Below are 17,402 nucleotides of genomic sequence, written 5' to 3' on the forward strand. Positions count from 1 at the left end.
ATGTGATTTTATACAAGAGAGAAAGGGAGTGAAGCACGTATGACATCATCAGAATATAAAAGACAAGCCATCAATCCTCTTCAAGGGAAGTACCTTCAGTTATCTTTTATTCTAGGCTTTTTGGCGTTGATGGTCTTAGTCTGGATGATACTATTCGATTACATGATCTTAGGTTCAACCAATATTGATTTTATGCGTGATTTCCCATCGCTTGCCTACAAGCTTACCAATTCCATTGAAATGAACACCACTATGAGATGGTTGGTAGACAGACTATTTGGTGTTACCGTTGTATGCTTTGCCCTCTATTTAGGTATCAGAATGAACCGTTCCGTAATAAATGGTAAGCCTGAATGGAAGGAAGTTGCCTTACTGGTAGGAAACTTTTTTCTAATTCACCTCTTGTTCCAAACCTATTGTTATCTAGCTTTCGCTTCAGTAAAGTTCGGAGAGCAGCTCTTTGATGTAAATCTCAGCGCATTAGTCGACAGTTTCAATTCACTAGATCTCTTTTCTTTCCCAGCTTTTCTTCTTGTTATCACTCTATCGATGACGATCGGGATTGGGATCATCAAGTTTGTTCGCTTGTTTCTTCTTTTATGCTGTTCTTTCTACTTCCCATTCACCACAAAGCCAAACGTGTCAGCCATTAGAGAAAGGCTGGTATCCCTTGCGATGGACGGGATGCGACTTGTTCTAGACTCCCTTATCGGTGTGACGTTGGTTATCGTTATGATCAAAACATTAAACAACGCATGGCATCCAGGGATACTTCTTGTGGCGATCATCACCCTGTACATCGGCAATAACGTTCTTCCTTACAAGGGGATCAAAAAAGAACAACCCTTTGTAAACGGATAGCTCTTTCCATAATTTTCTCACTATCGTATACTATCCTTAATTGGATAGTAGCGAACGGACATCCCGGTCGAAATAGCTGGTTTTATACCAGTTGTTTCGGCCTTTTCTTTTTGTCTAAGCTACTTCATCCATTCACTTGAAAGGAGAGAATGCAATATGTCTAGTCCACAGCAAGCAGGTAAGAGAGAGCCTTCATTCCAAAGCCCGCTCCCAAGCTTCATTTACAAAAAGATGAGTGGTGCTGTATTGCTTTTTAGTACCCTGCTACTTATCGGATTGTTTAGCAGCCTCGTAGTGATCGGTGGTCCTACGAAGGTTCTCACGATCATTTTCGTCCCAATCGTCTTATTGACTTACCTCTATTGGCTTATCGGTGAGCAAAAGAGATATGGCGATTTAATCGTTGCCTTTCAAAAAAGTGTCATCGCGCTCTATGAATCAGCCTCTTTTATGCTTAGAATGAATCGATTTAAGATGGCAACGTTGTACCTCATTGCTTTATGGGCAACCATCTCCATTATCCAGCACATCAATAGCTCCACTTCCTTTATCACGAGCTTTTGGGCATCTTTCCAACCAGACTTCATCTCCGTTACTTTATTCAGCATTGAGAAAGTCATCATCCTGGTCTGCATGCTTTGGCTCATAATCTTCGGTATCATGAAGGTAAAAGAAGGGGAGCGGGATGCAAATTCTACAAAACTTCATTATCTTCTAAAGCTCTGCAATGAAATTGAGGTAACACCTCACTTTTATTGGTTGGCTGGTGGAAAGTATATTCGCATCGATGAATTGATTGAGCTCCTTGACTATGAGGAACATTGCGAAAAAGAAAGCCACCAACGCGTACTCCGATTCATTTTGAGCAACTATGAAGTGTTACATTCCACCTCGTGTTACGAAGTACCAAAAGGGTATCAGAGCATCTTAGAACTTAAATTGATGGAGGACAAAGAAACTCACTCTGTCGAACAAATGCCTGTAAAACAATAAGGATAACCCCGCTACTGGCCGGAACTATGTTCCGGTTTTTCTCTGTTTTGAATTAAGTGACGAGTAGGATATAGTTGGTAGTAGTAGTAAAATCGTACAATATTTAAAGAGGTGGCGCCTTCGTGACCATTGTTGCAGCGTATAAACAAGGAGACACTGTCTCAATCGTATCTGACTTTCGGGCTTCGTTTCATGTTGAACAAGTAGATGCCATTTTGAAGTACTTTCAGGTAGACGATCGAATGGGCTTCTTTACAGCTGGCTCCGTGTTAGCATGGAAAGAAGCTGCTGATCATATTCGGTCTATTGCAAATCAAATCAATGTATCCAATGTTGCAACAGAAGACGGCCCGCTCCACTCCGGTCTCAGAAGAATTGTGGAGCGGTTTCCAGTAAGTAAGCGTGATCGGTATCCACTGTTTGGTGGTATCGGTGTCTACTGGGACAAAGATACACAACAAACCGTGTATTTTGAATTAAGAGGAGAACTTAGTCAAGGGTTACTCATACGCCCGCTACAGGATGGTATTACGGTTCTTGGGAGCGGATCGGGCATCCCTGGTATTCAAGAACTTCTCACCCAAAAAATTCAATACCATCTGATTCGCAACCAAGGTTTTTATCCAAAAGATGCAGCTGAGTACCTTAGAAATGTACTGAAAGGGGCTATGAAAGCTTGTGGTCCCTCTTCATTTGAGAAATTTGGAATCTCCCCCATTTTCTCCATTGCTGGAATGAATCCAAGCGGATTCCGGATGGAAGGAGAAGAACTAATCGGCCATCTTTATTCCGGAGGCGTGAAAGGTCACCCTTATCACTATTCGTTTGAGAGGGTAGAGAATCAAATCATACTCAATAATCACCTTTCCAATACGACTATCCCGCTTCAGGACGTTTCATCCTTTCAACATAATGGGACAATCGGGTTAGAATTTGATCCGGAAGGGCTGACCACCGGTTTTGATCCAATGAATTATGTATCTGGTGACGTTATCTATATCCTATCTCAAGATGTTGGACCCACTTACGTAGAGAGAAGAGTGTGTAAGACACATCCTGTAGCTTGTATGGATAACCGCTTCTCAGTAGCTGATCCCCAATACCAGGATATCGGATACCGTGTCGTACATAACCTGCCTCAAAAAGAGAAGGACTCTTTTCAGCAAACGTTAACCATTGGCATGATTGTGAAGCCAGAGAATCGAGCTGCATTCGAACAAGGCATCCACGAGAATATCATGAATCATGAGTGGCTGTGCCAATTTGTAGAGAACTATGCCGATATATTTGGGAGTAACGTCTCTGAATGCAAGGAGAGCGGGGAGTGACTCTCAGTGTACAGAGAAAACAAGGTTGTAAATATGCATTCTACTTTAAACTTACAGGAAGTAAGTTTAAAGCACTTCTGGCTTAACCATCTGGTGTATTATCTGAAGAGGGTAAGAATGTGGTCCGCCTTTTTCTGAACACTTTTCTCTCCCGCTATACAATCTGTTCAAAATTGTTTGAAACTAGGAGATCCCATGAGAACAACATTGAAGCTTAAAATAATGATCCTCTGTATTGTAGTTTACATTTTCCCTGCATGCATGAACGCAAATGCAGCAACTGAACCCACATTTATTACTGACGATCAATTACAAAGAAGTTTAGAAAAGCTCAAGATGGACCTGGCCACAAAGGAAGAACTTCAAACATTGGTTCAACAGCAAGGGCGCACCCTTACGAAAGAAGAAATCACCCAGCAACTAATAGATACACAGAAAACGAGAATTGCAATGCTTGAAGGAAATATTAATGCCCTTTTGTCATTACTCGCGGTTATCGTAGCTGTACTTACATTATTCGGCGGTATTTTCGTTTATGTTTCCAGAATAGCTTTTTCCTCCAAGGTAGAAGAAGTAGAGAAACGGCTCGATGAAATGAAGCAGCTCAAAAATGAAGCAATAACGAAAATGGAAACCGTTAAGGAACTTAGCAGTAATCTAAATGTCGTAATTCGAGAAGTGCAAGATTTGCAGATTAGCTTAAACAAAAGTGAGATTGCCTTCGAAAAAGGAACTGAAAGAATGAATCAATTAGGGAAGTATGTGGGATTTGTAGAGCTCACAGTCTCGCGATTAGAGATTCTACGTACATTTGAAAACCATGTAAACGAGTCCAAAAGATTGCATTCTGAACTTGAAAGCTGGCTTGCAGATACACTTCTGGACTATGATGTTGCTCTCGAAAACGTTACAGAAATTTTGGGAGCGAACGTCATTGATAACGGACCTGATGAAACGATCCAAGATAAACTTAGTTACACTTCAAATTCATTAAAAGAAATGGAAAACGCCTTTTGGGAACAGGCAAAACGACCATTAAATTGGGTAAATTATGCGGATCTGACATTAGACGATTTTACCGATCCGCTTGCTGACATACTCGAAGAGTGGGAAAGCTATTTTGAGGATTTAAAAAAGGTACATTGGATTATCAAGGCTCAATTAGCAATTAACACAGCTAAGTTTAAACAAAAGACATAACTAAGGAATTCATAGGATTCAAAAGGAGGAGCGGATGTACTTGCCTCACTCCACTTTTTTCTTTGCAAAGTACCTTATCCACACAAAATGCCTAACCAGCGTCCCGGTTAGGCATTTTGTGACATCATCCTTTTTGGATTATTTTCTATACTATTCTATTCACAGAATACAAGTTTATGACTAACCAATAAATCCATCATGAGGAGGTACTCATGGAGAAGTACAAAATAGAAAAGGATGAGGCAAAAAAACTTCTCGCATTTTGTGGATACGGTCATTATCCAACAGCTAAAATTGCCTTTATGGGCAACGAAGAGGGGCTGGATGGTTATGAACACAAATATGGGATCAAAGCACGAGTTGCTGTCTTTGGAGATCATTCTGAAACATATCTGGGGGAGTCGTGGACGGATGGATACTATGAACATATAGAGAGAGTAGCCCCGCTCTTTAAAACGAAAGTAGAGGGGTTAGGCGGTGTCAAGAGAGAATCAAAACGTGTTTCCCCAATGGTAGAGTTTCAGGCAAGAATCATGCTTTCCATAGAACAGGGGTGTACGAAAGACTGGTTCCTCAAGAAAGGAGAGGACACAGATACCTATGAGAAAATAACCGATTATCATAATAACCGTGAAACTGGGCTTTATACACGTAATGCATCTGTAGGTTCGGCTCTTCTCGATTTACGTCCACTCCCTCGCAGAATGGAAGGCATGAGACAGAACAAATGGCCTTATGACAATATCACCGAGACACAATACATGAAGGCGATGTCTTTTGAACCCTACAAACTCGAAGCAGAGTATCAAAAACTACGAGATACACGAGCCGAATATTTGACTCGGGCCATTCAGTTCAGTTCATTCTCCTTTTTAATAGGTATTGGAGATAAGAATGCAAAAACGCGATTCTTTGAACAATACTTTGGGGCGAAATTTTACCCCGATAAAAAGATCCCGCTAACCAAAGATAGGGTAGAAGTACATATTTCTGAACCATTAGACAATGGGATGGTAATTATTCTATCGGATTTCTTTCAGCATGGGCGAGGTATAGGGCTGAAAGGTTTGCGAAAACTGAGAACAGACATTATTCAACCTTACTTGAGTTTAAACCATTCCTAATCTTCATTGATGTTCCTTCTAGCCAAGTGAATGTTTGGTTTCTGTTAGGTAGAGGGTAAATATCTGTGTACCAAATTGGGAATACGTGGAAAAAGAGGAGGCATCGCTATTGGCACAAACCATATGGCCAGACGTGAAGCATGAAATTAAATACTATCTCCCATTTATCGGCATAAAAATAGGATTCATTTTCGTCGTTCTTATGTTCTCAGTACCCGCAAATACTCAGGGGGAATTAGGAGGGTTTATTATTGGGGGAGTTTTACTAATTGGAATTAATTTAATAGCGTTTAGCACCTTATTGAATTTGAATAAGAGTCGAAAGTCACTGAAACATAGTGTTATCAAACTCATTATCATTTACCTATGCGGATCGCTGCTTTCGGGTGTCTGTGTTGTGTTTATCCTGATCGCTTCATTCGAACTCATTGGAGGACCACAGTTAGGTCGATCTATACCATACATCTTTGCTGTGTCCGTCTCCCTTGCACTCGTATATTATCATCGGTCCTATATCAACAGTCATCGAGCCAAACAACAGTATAATGAGCTCAAAGTGGTTACCTTGACATTAATCGGGTGCTACACGATCTTAGGGGAGATCTCGTCATCTCAAACTTTAAAAAACTATTACCTCACATTCTTCCCTGAAGATTATCGCTTTCTGTTCGATTTAATTGTCTTCCCCCTTGTTTCCTTCCTGTTCCTATACATTGCATTCTTAGAATACAAAACACATCAGGAATAGATAGAGAGCGATTAAAGGATAGATTAGTTCTTAAATTAGCCTAAATCAAGAAGATGAACAGGAACTGTTTCATTCTCCTCAGACCAGAATATTCAGGCCCCTATTCAAGCCGTTTTCCCCCGTTTAAAGCTTAATCACCACATTGGGGCTTTGAAGGGGGTTTATTCTTGTGTTATTATATAGGCAGAAAAAACGCCGATCATGATATCTTCATAAACTGGGAATAATAAAGCCGTAGGTGTTCCAGCACCCACGGCTGCTTCAACAGACGTTCCTCTAACGGATCGGCTCAATATGTGTTATAGCGAAAAGACCGCCCGGCCTCGTAACCTCAAGGGCGGTCTAATTCTTTTTGAGGTAAGTCAGTAACGCAATAATGAACATGCCAAACATAAACATGAGCGTCAGCGCTTGATAAACCTCCACCAGCATCACCCCCTTGCTGTAAGACGTGAGAGAGTGAGCCGACCACCTTAATACAGATCCGGTCTGATTGAATTATAGTAATCATACGAAAACCGTTAAGAATTGGCAACAATACTAATAGTATCGCACGCTATTTTCAAAATTCATTTCAAGTTTCTTTCTACCGAACTCCTTATCTAGTAAGAGAGGAGGGGTGTAGAATGATCAGAAAGATTCTTAAACTTTTAATCTTTATTGTCGTGATTAAGCTAATGATTTGGATTTGGGTACAAACACTTTTGTTCCAATTATTCAATTAGTATCTCTCTATCCAAGAAAGTAGTATCTCTCTATCCAAGAAAGTAGTATCTCTCTATCCAAGAAAGCTCTGTTTACGAGGGCTTTCTTTTTTACATTAACACAGTGGTACGTGAGATTTTCTATTGTAGAATTACAGGTCAACAACTCAAAATATATTGATGTATCCGTTGTTGAACGTATGTTGATGGGGATGATATGATTGCAATGAGTTGGCATTTCAAAATTGTGGTAATCAACACTATATTTACTCTAAGGTGAGGAGTAATAACATGCATAAAGTCAAAAGATTTTCATACGTCATTATTTTACCTTTGTTGTTATCTCTCGGAACTTATGCATTTTATATGGCGAGCCATGTGAGTCCCACTGGAATAGTTATTCCGGAATCATCATTTGACCCACTAAAGCCAATGAACATGTTCGAAATCTATGAGTATTGGAAGCAAAAAGGAACTCAGTATAGTATTAATGTAGGGGTATTATCAACAATTGCTGCTGTGATTATTGGTTGTTTTGATTTTTACATTTACAGCAAAAAAGAAAGGTAATACATTTGAAGAAAGAATGTTAATTCGGCCGACTACATGCGGAGGAATTGACTAAATGGGGAATGATGAGGTAATAAAAAAGGGTCGGTTATTTATGAAAAAACAGCGGTAGTCTAAGAGTCAATGACTACCGCTGTTTTGTATTTTAGGGCAGTCAAATAACCTGCTGATATTAACACTCTAACACTAGGTAGGATCAAAATTTCCAGTTTTTTCTGTTATAGTAAAGCTGGAGCCACTTACAAAGCAGTTATCTTATAGATTAAACATTGAAAGAGGGAACAAGCATATTCTCCAGCACTATTACAGGAGGTTCAGTATTGAAAAGAGTAGAGAATGGTATCATTTTATTTGGGGTAGGAGTAATTCTTCTGGGTCTCTGGCTGCAACATGAAGAGGAGCAACAAGTGACCAATAGCTCTCAACAAGTATCTGTCCAACAAGACAAAGTGAATTCGTCTGTTCAACACCAGGAGACTTCTACCGAGGAGTTCACTCGTATAATAAAAGGCGCGGTTATCACATATGAGGGTATTAGAGAAGAGGCAGCTAATGTATTACTAAATGAGAATATGACGAAAGAGGAAAAAGAAGAGACGTACAAGAATATCATGGCGGATGTGGTAGATGCAAGAAATGCGGTTATCAACATGCAACTGTCCGTTGACCACAGCAAAGAACTGGCCCAAAAATCAGCAGATATGCTCTTTAGCTTTTACCATGCACTAAATGAATCTAGATCACTCATAGATTTGAACCACTATTACAAACTAGTAGAAGATAAAAAGGCCTTCGAGGAAACGATTAATGCAAAGAATAAAATCATATCTGAACATAGTTCAACAGCTGAAAAGCTTCGGGAAGAACTGAGAAACAGTTCCTTATTTAAATAAATGATTTCTTTTCATTCTGAAAAGACCAGTTCTCAAATCTACTGGGCTGGTCTTTTCTGCTAATTCAATATTAAAGAAGCGGAGCTATGCACTCTGCATGATCATTTTTGACATTCCCAATCATGTTCGATATTTGATACGACTTCATTTCATTAGCATCGTAGGGGACCAATAAAGAGGTAAGATAACTCTGATCTGTGATATCTCGATCTAACCAATCTAATTCTTTGTCCGGGTGAAGGATCACCGGCATCCGATCATGGATCGACTTTACGAATTCATTCGGAGTAGTCGTGATGATGGTACACGTACTTACTTTCTCTCCATTTTCGTTTTCCCACGTATCATATAAGCCAGCGAGTGAAAAGATTCGCTCATCTCTCATTAAAATCCGCAATGGTGTTTTCTTTTTTTCTTCGTCCGTTCGCCATTCTATGAACCCATCCGCAGGTATAATAACCCGCTTCCGTACTAATAACTGTCGGAAGGAGCGTTTAAGTGTAATGGTCTCACTTCGCGCATTTATTATTTTCGAAGCAAGCTTATCATCTGCTGAAAATGAGGGGATTAATCCCCATTGCAACAAGCCAACGCGATTTTGATCGTTCTCAATATAGCAGGAATGTATTGTCGAGGAGCAGCGTTGAACCGAGAGACGAATGGAAAGGGGATGTCCAGCAAATTATATCGATCTATCAATACTTGTCCATCTACCGCAAGCGTAAACCGTCCACACATGTATAAAACACTCCTCTTCACTAAGTAGACCCATCCTATAGCCTAGTTTACCACCGCTAGATACTTCTTTCATTAAGAAGCGCGTTGTTAGAATTCCCCGCTCCCACTGTAGTAAGCAAACTCTTTTCATCCCCTCTCACCGAACTTTCTATGAGACGAGTCTAGAAACAGAACTGCCTTCAGTCACCAAATTATGCCTAACCATGTTCATTCCATAACTTAACAATGATCTACTATTCTATGATAGAATAGCTTTGAAGAGAGTACAGCAATGCCATTAAGTATGTAGAACACTAGCCGTAAGGGGTGATTTTCATAGATATGGATTTCATTCAATCAATCCTTTATCAGTTCGGCACAGCCAATTATTTTATCTTGTCGCTGATCGCGTTTTGCTTTTTACCGGTGGTGTTTATCGAAGTTCGTAAAAAGCTTAGATTACGAAGGCTTTATCGAAAATTCGAGGTCTTGTCTGATCTACATCCTAACAGGATGTATGTTGAACAAGCTGTACAAACTGGTATCTTTACTGTCGAGCTCGACAACGAACAGATTCAATATCGCTTTGAAGGCTTGAAACCATACCGGATTGAAGCAATGTAAGTTAGCGATACATTTGCTTCTGTGGTATACTTGCTGGTAATTACATGTAACCGTCACGGAAATACCGGGACAATAAACTCCTTACAAAGGGGTTTATTGTCCTTTTTCTTTTTTCTAGCCTTAGTGAATCTCACCAGATGCTCTTAACCTGTAGATACTCTAGGAAACAGAAAACAGTATTTCCAATAAGGATCTCCATCACTCCCACCCCTGTACAAAGCGGCCCTAGAAACAATAGTCATTTGTGACATATTGAACTGTTAAGAGCCTGATTTCTCTCGTTATGGAATGGTCTGGAGGCTCGTTTAAAGTTCATTCCCTAAGGAGCGGGGGTAGAGCACTTAGTTGCCTATCGTTAGAGCATGCCCGTTCTAGTTCGGGCCAATGCTCATCTATCAAATCAACTAGAGGTGATTTACATGCGGAAAAAACCCTTGAATCCAGAGGGAAAGTCAAGCAGAATAAAGGGTAGGGGGAGTGTGATTGGAATGGCAACTTCTACCAAGCAGACCAAAATAAAAAAAGACCTTGATAAATTCATCAAAGAACTCAATGCAATTGAGATGAAAGTATCTGAAGAAGAAAAAGCAAGATTGAGCCAGGAGCTAATCGAAAAAACTGCGTCCTCGCTGCAATCAAAACATACCTTTGTAGAATTGATTACGAAAGAGAACGAATTGGTTCGTGAAAGAGACTCAATGACGGTTGTCGAGCTCGATCGTCTGAAAGTGTTAGATCATAGCATTAAACTCGTCCGATTGGCGCAAGAAAAACGGAAGAATGGCTATCACCAAAATGATGTCACTATTTCCAAAGCGATTCTAGAGTCTGGTGCCATTATGTTTGCAAGCTCAAGTAAAAGGAACGAAAAGAAGAAGACTGTTCCAGTACCTATGCCGATTGAGAAACATGCAAATGGTCAGAGGGTCCTAACCTACTATAACCCACTGGGTAAAGCTTCACGTTTTGACTCACGGGTGTTTATCGCACTCCATAAATTGTGGGAGGATAAAGGCAGGAATCAACAGTTCTCCTTTACCTTATACGAGATTTGCAAAGTGCTGAATCTAGGAACTAGCGGGAAGAACTATCAAAACATCGAAAATTCTTTGGAAGTCCTGTTCAACATGTCCGTTGAAATGCGGTACTACATAAAGCATAAAGATGAGATTATTGTTACCCGTTTTCACATGTTATCCGCTGATACTCAGATCACGAAAGTAGCTCCAGGGACTGACAAAAAATTGTCCATTCAACGATCGATTATTTTTAGTGATTTGCTCCAGCTCTCCCTTTTAGAAGGGTATGTAAGCTATATTAGCTTAGTATTACTAGAAGATATCCAAAAGGACACTGCTCATCATTTGTATTTGTTACTCAGCAGCAGTAGTGTTCAAGAGTTTGGCCGGTGTGAGTTTGAATTCGATGATCTTTGCGACATTATCGGCATTCGTAAAGAGCATCCAAAGTATAAGAAGAAACAGCTCCTAAACGAAGCCATTAACGAGTTGATCGATGTGAAGGTTCTGGAGAAGGTTCAATATCCAGCAAAGACATCAAAAGTCTTTCTATACCCTTCAGAATGGTTTGCAACGATCATATCGAAAGAAGGGGAAGTCTTGGAGGAGAAATCCCACGAAATCCCACTATTACTCGAACGCATAGAAAAGAAACATGCAAATGTCTTGCTTGGCTAGACACATTAAAGGCCCTTACTCATAGGGCCTTTTTCTTTTTCTTTTTCCTTTTTTTCCTTTCCCCAGCCCCATAGAATAGAAAAGGAAGATACTCTTTTTCGTGACTTATACTCGTTAGTACGATGGTTTATCCATTCGTTCGATGACACATGATTTATACTCGTTGGTACGATAGTAGGAGCAATAAGCAGATTGATTTTTGCAGGTTTTATACTCTCTAGTACGATATACCTTGAGGCATGTAGTGATAATTAGGAAGGATAGATACCATATGGAGATTACAAATAAATTTACTGAGCTCCCCGAATCCATTCAAAAATTACTTCAACATATCAATTTGGATGTCCTCGTTTCAAATCCAACATTCACTCCAATATCCGGTGAACAATCTCGCGGGCTGTTGTTTGAGATCGACAATTCTTCCCTCGTGATTAAGTGGTTTACCCAGAAAGCAAGGGCTGATAATGACATTGAAGCGCTCCTGGACTTAGCTGAGATTGAGTACATACCGAAGCTTTATAGCTATGAAAAACGCTCCTATTTGGTTATGGAGAAAGCTTCAGGATCGGCAGTGTCCTTGCTATTAGATCACGGCCAACTAAGTGAAGTTGAGCTGAAGGAGATTAAGAAACAGTATCTTCACGCAGTGCATCTCTGCTATGCGGCCGGTAGATTTGACTGGGATTTCAAACTTGATCATATTTTCTGGGACCGATCTAGAAATAGAATAATGCTGATTGATTTTGGGGAGTACTCATGTGTATCGGAAGCGATAACTACTTCCGATATCGAAGAACGTTCGTTCGAATTTGATGAGGATGTTAAAGAAATCCTACTCAGCTCTAAGTAGATTACTTTAAAAGTTCATTCTAAGTGTAATTATACTCTTTGGTACGATACATTTCTCACAGCCCCACACATAACCACTTCATCCCCATACAGGTAGCCATATTGTGAATCCAAGCTTTGTACACATTCTCATTGTGCATAGTGAACATTAGAACAGACAATTCAGTTACCATGCGTAATTACAGTAATATAAAATTTGGGTATAATTAAGTTACTTAATAAGAAGCAGCCAATGACAATGTTTCATGTATCGACGAGGGTAGCTCTAAAGAGTTAGTAAACGTTCTCTATAATTGCCTTGAGTGGATACATGAACGGTTAACCGATAGGTAGTTTTACAACTGGTGAGTGGTGGTGAATAACGCTGAAAAAGAAACGATTATTTGAATGGTCCTGTTTGCTGTCGGCTCTGATCGTGATACCGACGTTAATCGTTACCAAGCCGCAATACTACGAGTCGGGAGTCTTGATTCTTTTGCTCCTGTGGTTGGCTGCTTATCTGATCTTCTTTAAAAGAATGGAATAGGAAAACCTGTTCTACCGTGTATCTGGATATTCAATGCTCATTATGTGAAAGGCGCGTGATCACATGGAATTCTTAGTTGATAGTCTGCGTCATACAAAAAATTTGGCAGAAGGTTACAAAACGGGAACTTTATTTTATGAAGATGGATATGCTTTTATTTCGGTGAAGAAAGATAAATCTGAGTTTGTGGATTATGAGCTTTGTGATAAGGATGATATCCAGGAATATGTAGGCGGTCAGTATGTCCCGATTTCATTTAATGATCTTTTTCATAAAAAAGAAGTTCTTGCAGGTGTTGAAATTCGTGTCAAATTTGGAGTTTAACACTATGTGTATTGTGACAACCAGCAATGCAACTGCGATACCGATCCGATTTATTGGCTGATCATATGTTAGGAAGGGAGACCACTATGGATGACGTTAAATTTGTCTGCTATTTAGGCAAGAATGCTTTACCTAAGATCGAGGTAGTATATAAAGAACGGGTTTGGGAAACCGCGTATCGTTATTCGAAAGAATATTCATATTACGAAATGCACAGAAAGAATGTCGAGGGAGATTGGATTCTGGAGTTTAAAGTAATCGACGGTAAACCCGAACATCAATCTGCTAGATTATCGTCTAACACAAATGTAACGCCTCCAGTAAGTATTGCGGATACTTTTAATAGATTGGCAACTATGCATCCTTCCCGTACTAACACCATGCTTAACACGTTGAACGGGCTTTCCCTAACGGAAAAGGAAGCAGCCAAGCCAAAATTGAAGGTAATTAAAGGCGGATCAAGGTAATTATACAGAAAGCTCACACTGATAAATTGGAGGATCATCATGCAACTACAAAGTGGAACAACATATTGGGGTTATAATGGCACTCAAGAAGTGCATCGAAGGGTCAACCTGATCGAAACAAGAAATTCTGGCAAACAATACGTCAATTGGACCCAAAAGAAAAAGGACGGAACAGAAGGCCAAAGTCGTTGGACTGAGCTGGGTAAGTTTAAAGAATGGGTAAAAGGCATATTTGAAGTTGGAGATGCAAGAAATGTGTAAATTGACAAATGGGGGAAACCGAATGTATAAAAAATTGCTAGATAAGGGATTTCGTAAAACAGTCTATATTGAACAAGAAGGAACGCCTGTTTTCTACTCAAAAAAAATCTCCGATACAGATTTAGTCATAAAGTTGCTAATCCTTATTGAAGAGATTAGTAAAGACGATGACTCTACTTTCGATGGAATCACTGGAACCATTGAAGTAACTGAGGACTTAACAATTGCTCAATATTCATTCATTAGCAATACTTCCGCTGATTTATGGGAATTTGGACAAGTAACTGAAGGGCAGTTTGAGCTAATACTTGAAGCTTTACCTGATGAAATTAATCGAGCTTAACCAAATAGTTATCTTGTATCCAGCAGCGCAGATCGATCGCACCTGGGTACACACTGCGTTAGTGAAATTAGTCTTCCACAACAACACTATTACTTTTTCCTGACCAAAAACGATTCAATGCTTCCCAGCATTGTAATGAAACAGGATTTAAAAAACGGACGAATACTTCAGGATCAAGATCATAATTTGATGACACATTTTGCAATGCCTCAAGAAAGCCAATAGTAGCTGCTTCCTTCACATAGCTATCACCATTTATATGAAGGTGCTCCGCGACTGTAAATAAATTTGAGAATTCCTCAAGCTGGTTTAATTGATACAGATCAACTACGTGATGAGCAAAATCTCCAAGATCGACATAAAGTAGGCTCTCTTCATCATCTTCGTAAGATTCACTAACGTATTGGAGCCATCGATCTGCATAGGAGGGACAGACAGATAAGAATAAGTTAATAACCTCATGTTTTTGTATCACCTCGATAATCACTCCAGTAATGGTATACCGCAATTTTATCACATTGGTGTGGGTATTTAACTCAATAGCATTGTTGTAGAAAGTGTGGTGGACGTCTTGGCAAAAGTAAAAATTGAAGGTGCAAAGGTAACTCTGATTTGTCAGTGCTGTAGAGAAATCATTGTTTGTATGGGACTTGAAGAATATTACCAAACCGATCCGAACAAAGATGTTGTGTGTAATAAGTGCGAGATTTAACAAGTTACTCTTATTGACGAACAAAGAAAATTCGGGGAGAAATGTTCATGGAACCTATTTTATTCATGGGAATTGTTATCGGAAATGGAGAGTTTAACAGCATCTATGAGTTTGAAGAGACACATATTAATGTGCAATTTAGTGACGAAGGATTGAAGCAATTTGATGGTCAATGTCTGGTAATAAGACATTCTGATCAAAGCATACAAATCTATGATAATAAAGGTGAGAATTTATTTGAATCAGAGATTATAAACATTCCATTTTTCAGAAGAGAGCTCCTGAAAAAATTGACAGACTAAATCTAATATGTCAAATAGCACTACCCGATGTTCTTGGCGAAAGACGTCGGGACTTTTAATGTCAAACCCAATCTTCACTATCAATGAAGGGTGATTTCATGAAGGAACGGACATGGTTAAAGATAATCATTTCATTAGGTGTACTAGGAATATTAAGCTTATCAACGTTCTATTTGATTCCTTTCGTCTTTATCAAGTTAATTTCTTTGGACAGCATTCGATCATTCCTTTTTGGGAACGATCCGAAAGTTCTTGCGAATCTGAGTAACTCAGATGTAATCGGAGCTTTGGGGACTGTCGGAGATTGGTTTGGTGGTACAACTATGCCACTATTAACATTCCTCAGTTATGTTGCAGTAATTATTGCACTCATTATGCAAAGAGAAGAACTGGGGCTACAGAGGAAAGAACTACGCGAAACAAGAGATGTGTTTATCATCCAAAGATTCGAAACCACTTTCTTTAATATGATTACGTTACATAATGACATCGTACAAAACATTAAATTTGAAACTGTACAGTCTGGGAAAGAAGCGCAAATTGAAATCTATACTGGTAGGGCTGCATTTGAATTCTTATATAACAAACTCGATATTCCCTTAACTCAAGGCCCAAGACTTAGTTCGATCATTGAAGGTTATAATGACTTCTTCGAGGAATACCAAGATATGGTTGGTCATTATTTTAGGAATTTATACCGTATTACAAAGTTTATCCATGAAAACGATAACCTTTCAATGACGGAAAAGAAGAATTATATTGGAATATTAAGAGCCCAATTATCTACCTACGAATTACTTCTCATCTTCTATAATGGACTAAGCGACTTCGGTTCAGAGAAATTCCTTCCACTAATCAAAAAGTACGATCTTTTAGACAACATGAATGAAACGTTATTAAAAGGTCTGAATGGACAAGATCGTCCGGTTTTTTACAATTTTGAACCCGAAAGATTGTATTTACTAAACGTTCAATTTAAGTCTTTAATTGTAGACATGTATCTCTTAGAGGAAGACTATGAGAGATTAAATGAAGTTACTAAACTGATTACAGAACTCTTAATACGTAAATCTTTGGAAACAAGAGTACCTCTTATATCTATAATCCTTAAGAAAATAGATAATGCTAAAGATGATACTGGAATAAATAAGTCCTTAGACCTTTTAGCTGCATATTTAGTGAACTACCTTGATCAATTGTTATTTGAGTTAGAAAAGGAAAACAATTAAGTGAGATAATGTTTGATCCACTTCAAGGCTGCTACTGTTCTTGCGAGCAGTCTTTTTCCTTTTATTGCATATAGAAACAAACGACACAAGAATTGCTCTATTCATACTTATCTTGCAAATGTCGTATTATGTCGATAATTTTTTTTAGGTTCCATTTATACTCGTTAGTACGATAGTTAAAACAACCAGTGCAACTGTATATACTCGTTAGTACGATATCATTGCCCTCTACAATTATACTCGTTAGTACGATATCTCGTACTTTCATTGTCTGCCGAATATACTCGTTAGTACGATATAAACTCCACTACATATAATTTTAAATAGCTACTTGCCTCCAATTGGAAGCATATGAAATTAACAACCGACCCTACTGTATCTCTTGGATACAATATACTCGTTAGTACGATAGTTTCTCAGAATGATCGAAAATGCTCGATATACTCGTTAGTACGATATATATTGAAAATCCATTAGGCAAATTATTCCTCTAAATCAAGCACCCGCTTCAAATTATACTCGTTGGTACGATATAAAAAAGATAGCAAGGTATTTTTGAATATACTCGTTAGTACAATACCGACTTTTTCTACCAAGGATAAAGAGATCCATACGATTATACTCGTTAGTACGATACTAATGCTGCCCCCTAGAAAGAAACCCCTGATCATACACATCATTTCATTATACTCGTTGGTACGATAGTTCCTCTTTTCTCATATACTTTTCAGTACGATAAAAAGCGATTCTACATCAAGGGTAACTATATACTCGTTAGTACAATAATCCGAATGGCCTTCCCGCTAAAATATACTCGTTAGTACGATACTTTTCCTCGGTTTGGGTCATATTGCAAGATTAGAAAAGGAAAGATATAGTCGTACTCAGAAGGATTGCTTCCAATATTCTCTACCAAAGAATAGGAGAGCA

20 protein-coding genes are annotated in these 17,402 nt (G+C 39.0%); 16 read left to right on the forward strand and 4 right to left on the reverse strand.

Annotation, left to right across the window (positions count from 1 at the left end; translation table 11 throughout):
- The first annotated feature begins 39 nt into the window (after positions 1 to 39).
- From POF51_RS26055 to POF51_RS26075, 5 genes are all read left to right on the forward strand, one after another.
- Positions 40 to 861, forward strand: coding sequence for a hypothetical protein (locus POF51_RS26055; RefSeq protein ID WP_271756369.1), 822 nt, complete (start codon positions 40 to 42; stop codon positions 859 to 861).
- A gap of 156 nt (positions 862 to 1,017) precedes the next feature.
- The gene (locus POF51_RS26060) at positions 1,018 to 1,854 is read left to right on the forward strand and encodes a hypothetical protein (protein ID WP_271756370.1); all 837 of its coding nucleotides are present in this window, start codon (positions 1,018 to 1,020) and stop codon (positions 1,852 to 1,854) included.
- Between the two features lie 122 nt (positions 1,855 to 1,976).
- Complete coding sequence (locus POF51_RS26065) at positions 1,977 to 3,182, forward strand: hypothetical protein (protein ID WP_271756371.1); 1,206 nt, start codon at positions 1,977 to 1,979, stop codon at positions 3,180 to 3,182.
- A gap of 195 nt (positions 3,183 to 3,377) precedes the next feature.
- Positions 3,378 to 4,382 carry a hypothetical protein gene (locus POF51_RS26070; protein WP_271756372.1) on the forward strand — a complete coding sequence of 335 codons (1,005 nt, stop codon included), beginning with the start codon at positions 3,378 to 3,380 and terminating at the stop codon, positions 4,380 to 4,382.
- Between the two features lie 212 nt (positions 4,383 to 4,594).
- Positions 4,595 to 5,506 carry a hypothetical protein gene (locus POF51_RS26075; RefSeq protein ID WP_271756373.1) on the forward strand — a complete coding sequence of 304 codons (912 nt, stop codon included), beginning with the start codon at positions 4,595 to 4,597 and terminating at the stop codon, positions 5,504 to 5,506.
- Between the two features lie 1,090 nt (positions 5,507 to 6,596).
- Here POF51_RS26075 and POF51_RS32225 read toward each other — a convergent pair.
- Entirely contained in the window at positions 6,597 to 6,686 is a 90-nt protein-coding gene (locus POF51_RS32225) for a putative holin-like toxin (protein WP_442869617.1), read from the reverse strand.
- Between the two features lie 563 nt (positions 6,687 to 7,249).
- Here POF51_RS32225 and POF51_RS26080 point away from each other — a divergent pair.
- Positions 7,250 to 7,528, forward strand: a complete 279-nt coding sequence (locus tag POF51_RS26080) for a hypothetical protein (RefSeq protein WP_271756374.1) — start codon at positions 7,250 to 7,252, stop codon at positions 7,526 to 7,528.
- Positions 7,529 to 7,848: 320 nt separating this feature from the next.
- Positions 7,849 to 8,421 carry a hypothetical protein gene (locus tag POF51_RS26085; RefSeq protein ID WP_271756375.1) on the forward strand — a complete coding sequence of 191 codons (573 nt, stop codon included), beginning with the start codon at positions 7,849 to 7,851 and terminating at the stop codon, positions 8,419 to 8,421.
- Between the two features lie 70 nt (positions 8,422 to 8,491).
- Here POF51_RS26085 and POF51_RS26090 read toward each other — a convergent pair whose 3' ends face one another.
- Positions 8,492 to 9,007, reverse strand: a complete 516-nt coding sequence (locus POF51_RS26090) for an SOS response-associated peptidase (protein WP_334312681.1) — start codon at positions 9,005 to 9,007, stop codon at positions 8,492 to 8,494.
- Entirely contained in the window at positions 8,989 to 9,159 is a 171-nt protein-coding gene (locus POF51_RS32125; protein WP_334312682.1) for a hypothetical protein, read from the reverse strand. Before POF51_RS32125 ends, POF51_RS26090 begins: the two co-directional genes overlap by 19 nt.
- 321 nt (positions 9,160 to 9,480) lie before the next feature.
- Between POF51_RS32125 and POF51_RS26095 the strand changes: the two genes are divergently transcribed.
- From POF51_RS26095 to POF51_RS26125, 7 genes are all read left to right on the forward strand, one after another.
- Entirely contained in the window at positions 9,481 to 9,762 is a 282-nt protein-coding gene (locus tag POF51_RS26095) for a hypothetical protein (RefSeq protein WP_271756376.1), read from the forward strand.
- Between the two features lie 488 nt (positions 9,763 to 10,250).
- Positions 10,251 to 11,459 (forward strand): replication initiator protein A, encoded by a 1,209-nt coding sequence (locus POF51_RS26100; RefSeq protein WP_271756377.1) that lies wholly within the window; start codon positions 10,251 to 10,253, stop codon positions 11,457 to 11,459.
- 271 nt (positions 11,460 to 11,730) lie between these two features.
- Complete coding sequence (locus tag POF51_RS26105) at positions 11,731 to 12,309, forward strand: protein kinase domain-containing protein (RefSeq protein ID WP_271756378.1); 579 nt, start codon at positions 11,731 to 11,733, stop codon at positions 12,307 to 12,309.
- Between the two features lie 588 nt (positions 12,310 to 12,897).
- The gene (locus POF51_RS26110) at positions 12,898 to 13,158 is read left to right on the forward strand and encodes a hypothetical protein (RefSeq protein WP_271756379.1); all 261 of its coding nucleotides are present in this window, start codon (positions 12,898 to 12,900) and stop codon (positions 13,156 to 13,158) included.
- A gap of 86 nt (positions 13,159 to 13,244) precedes the next feature.
- Positions 13,245 to 13,625, forward strand: a complete 381-nt coding sequence (locus tag POF51_RS26115; protein ID WP_271756380.1) for a hypothetical protein — start codon at positions 13,245 to 13,247, stop codon at positions 13,623 to 13,625.
- 39 nt (positions 13,626 to 13,664) lie between these two features.
- Positions 13,665 to 13,886, forward strand: a complete 222-nt coding sequence (locus POF51_RS26120; RefSeq protein WP_271756381.1) for a hypothetical protein — start codon at positions 13,665 to 13,667, stop codon at positions 13,884 to 13,886.
- A gap of 22 nt (positions 13,887 to 13,908) precedes the next feature.
- Positions 13,909 to 14,229 (forward strand): hypothetical protein, encoded by a 321-nt coding sequence (locus POF51_RS26125; RefSeq protein ID WP_271756382.1) that lies wholly within the window; start codon positions 13,909 to 13,911, stop codon positions 14,227 to 14,229.
- Positions 14,230 to 14,296: 67 nt separating this feature from the next.
- On the opposite strand, the gene POF51_RS26130 is transcribed toward POF51_RS26125, so the two are convergent.
- A complete protein-coding gene (locus POF51_RS26130; RefSeq protein ID WP_271756383.1) occupies positions 14,297 to 14,704 on the reverse strand; it encodes a DUF7674 family protein in 408 nt (135 codons plus the stop codon).
- A gap of 284 nt (positions 14,705 to 14,988) precedes the next feature.
- Here POF51_RS26130 and POF51_RS26135 point away from each other — a divergent pair, with 284 nt between their 5' ends.
- Entirely contained in the window at positions 14,989 to 15,243 is a 255-nt protein-coding gene (locus tag POF51_RS26135; RefSeq protein ID WP_271756384.1) for a hypothetical protein, read from the forward strand.
- A gap of 98 nt (positions 15,244 to 15,341) precedes the next feature.
- Complete coding sequence (locus tag POF51_RS26140; RefSeq protein ID WP_271756385.1) at positions 15,342 to 16,472, forward strand: putative phage abortive infection protein; 1,131 nt, start codon at positions 15,342 to 15,344, stop codon at positions 16,470 to 16,472.
- Positions 16,473 to 17,402 lie beyond the last annotated feature (930 nt).

The sequence above is a fragment of the Brevibacillus sp. AG genome, assembly GCF_028369215.1.
In the GTDB taxonomy this organism is placed as follows: domain Bacteria; phylum Bacillota; class Bacilli; order Brevibacillales; family Brevibacillaceae; genus Brevibacillus; species Brevibacillus porteri.

What these genes read in the sequence shown, in the direction of transcription:
- POF51_RS26055 (WP_271756369.1), top strand. Translation starts at nt 40, where the DNA reads ATGACATCATCAGAATATAAAAGACAAGCCATCAATCCTCTTCAAGGG.
- POF51_RS26060 (WP_271756370.1), top strand. Translation starts at nt 1,018, where the DNA reads ATGTCTAGTCCACAGCAAGCAGGTAAGAGAGAGCCTTCATTCCAAAGC.
- POF51_RS26070 (WP_271756372.1), top strand. Translation starts at nt 3,378, where the DNA reads ATGAGAACAACATTGAAGCTTAAAATAATGATCCTCTGTATTGTAGTT.
- POF51_RS26075 (WP_271756373.1), top strand. Translation starts at nt 4,595, where the DNA reads ATGGAGAAGTACAAAATAGAAAAGGATGAGGCAAAAAAACTTCTCGCA.
- POF51_RS32225 (WP_442869617.1), bottom strand. Translation starts at nt 6,686, where the DNA reads ATGCTGGTGGAGGTTTATCAAGCGCTGACGCTCATGTTTATGTTTGGC.
- POF51_RS26080 (WP_271756374.1), top strand. Translation starts at nt 7,250, where the DNA reads ATGCATAAAGTCAAAAGATTTTCATACGTCATTATTTTACCTTTGTTG.
- POF51_RS32125 (WP_334312682.1), bottom strand. Translation starts at nt 9,159, where the DNA reads ATGTGTGGACGGTTTACGCTTGCGGTAGATGGACAAGTATTGATAGAT.
- POF51_RS26095 (WP_271756376.1), top strand. Translation starts at nt 9,481, where the DNA reads ATGGATTTCATTCAATCAATCCTTTATCAGTTCGGCACAGCCAATTAT.
- POF51_RS26100 (WP_271756377.1), top strand. Translation starts at nt 10,251, where the DNA reads ATGGCAACTTCTACCAAGCAGACCAAAATAAAAAAAGACCTTGATAAA.
- POF51_RS26105 (WP_271756378.1), top strand. Translation starts at nt 11,731, where the DNA reads ATGGAGATTACAAATAAATTTACTGAGCTCCCCGAATCCATTCAAAAA.
- POF51_RS26110 (WP_271756379.1), top strand. Translation starts at nt 12,898, where the DNA reads ATGGAATTCTTAGTTGATAGTCTGCGTCATACAAAAAATTTGGCAGAA.
- POF51_RS26115 (WP_271756380.1), top strand. Translation starts at nt 13,245, where the DNA reads ATGGATGACGTTAAATTTGTCTGCTATTTAGGCAAGAATGCTTTACCT.
- POF51_RS26120 (WP_271756381.1), top strand. Translation starts at nt 13,665, where the DNA reads ATGCAACTACAAAGTGGAACAACATATTGGGGTTATAATGGCACTCAA.
- POF51_RS26125 (WP_271756382.1), top strand. Translation starts at nt 13,909, where the DNA reads ATGTATAAAAAATTGCTAGATAAGGGATTTCGTAAAACAGTCTATATT.
- POF51_RS26135 (WP_271756384.1), top strand. Translation starts at nt 14,989, where the DNA reads ATGGAACCTATTTTATTCATGGGAATTGTTATCGGAAATGGAGAGTTT.
- POF51_RS26140 (WP_271756385.1), top strand. Translation starts at nt 15,342, where the DNA reads ATGAAGGAACGGACATGGTTAAAGATAATCATTTCATTAGGTGTACTA.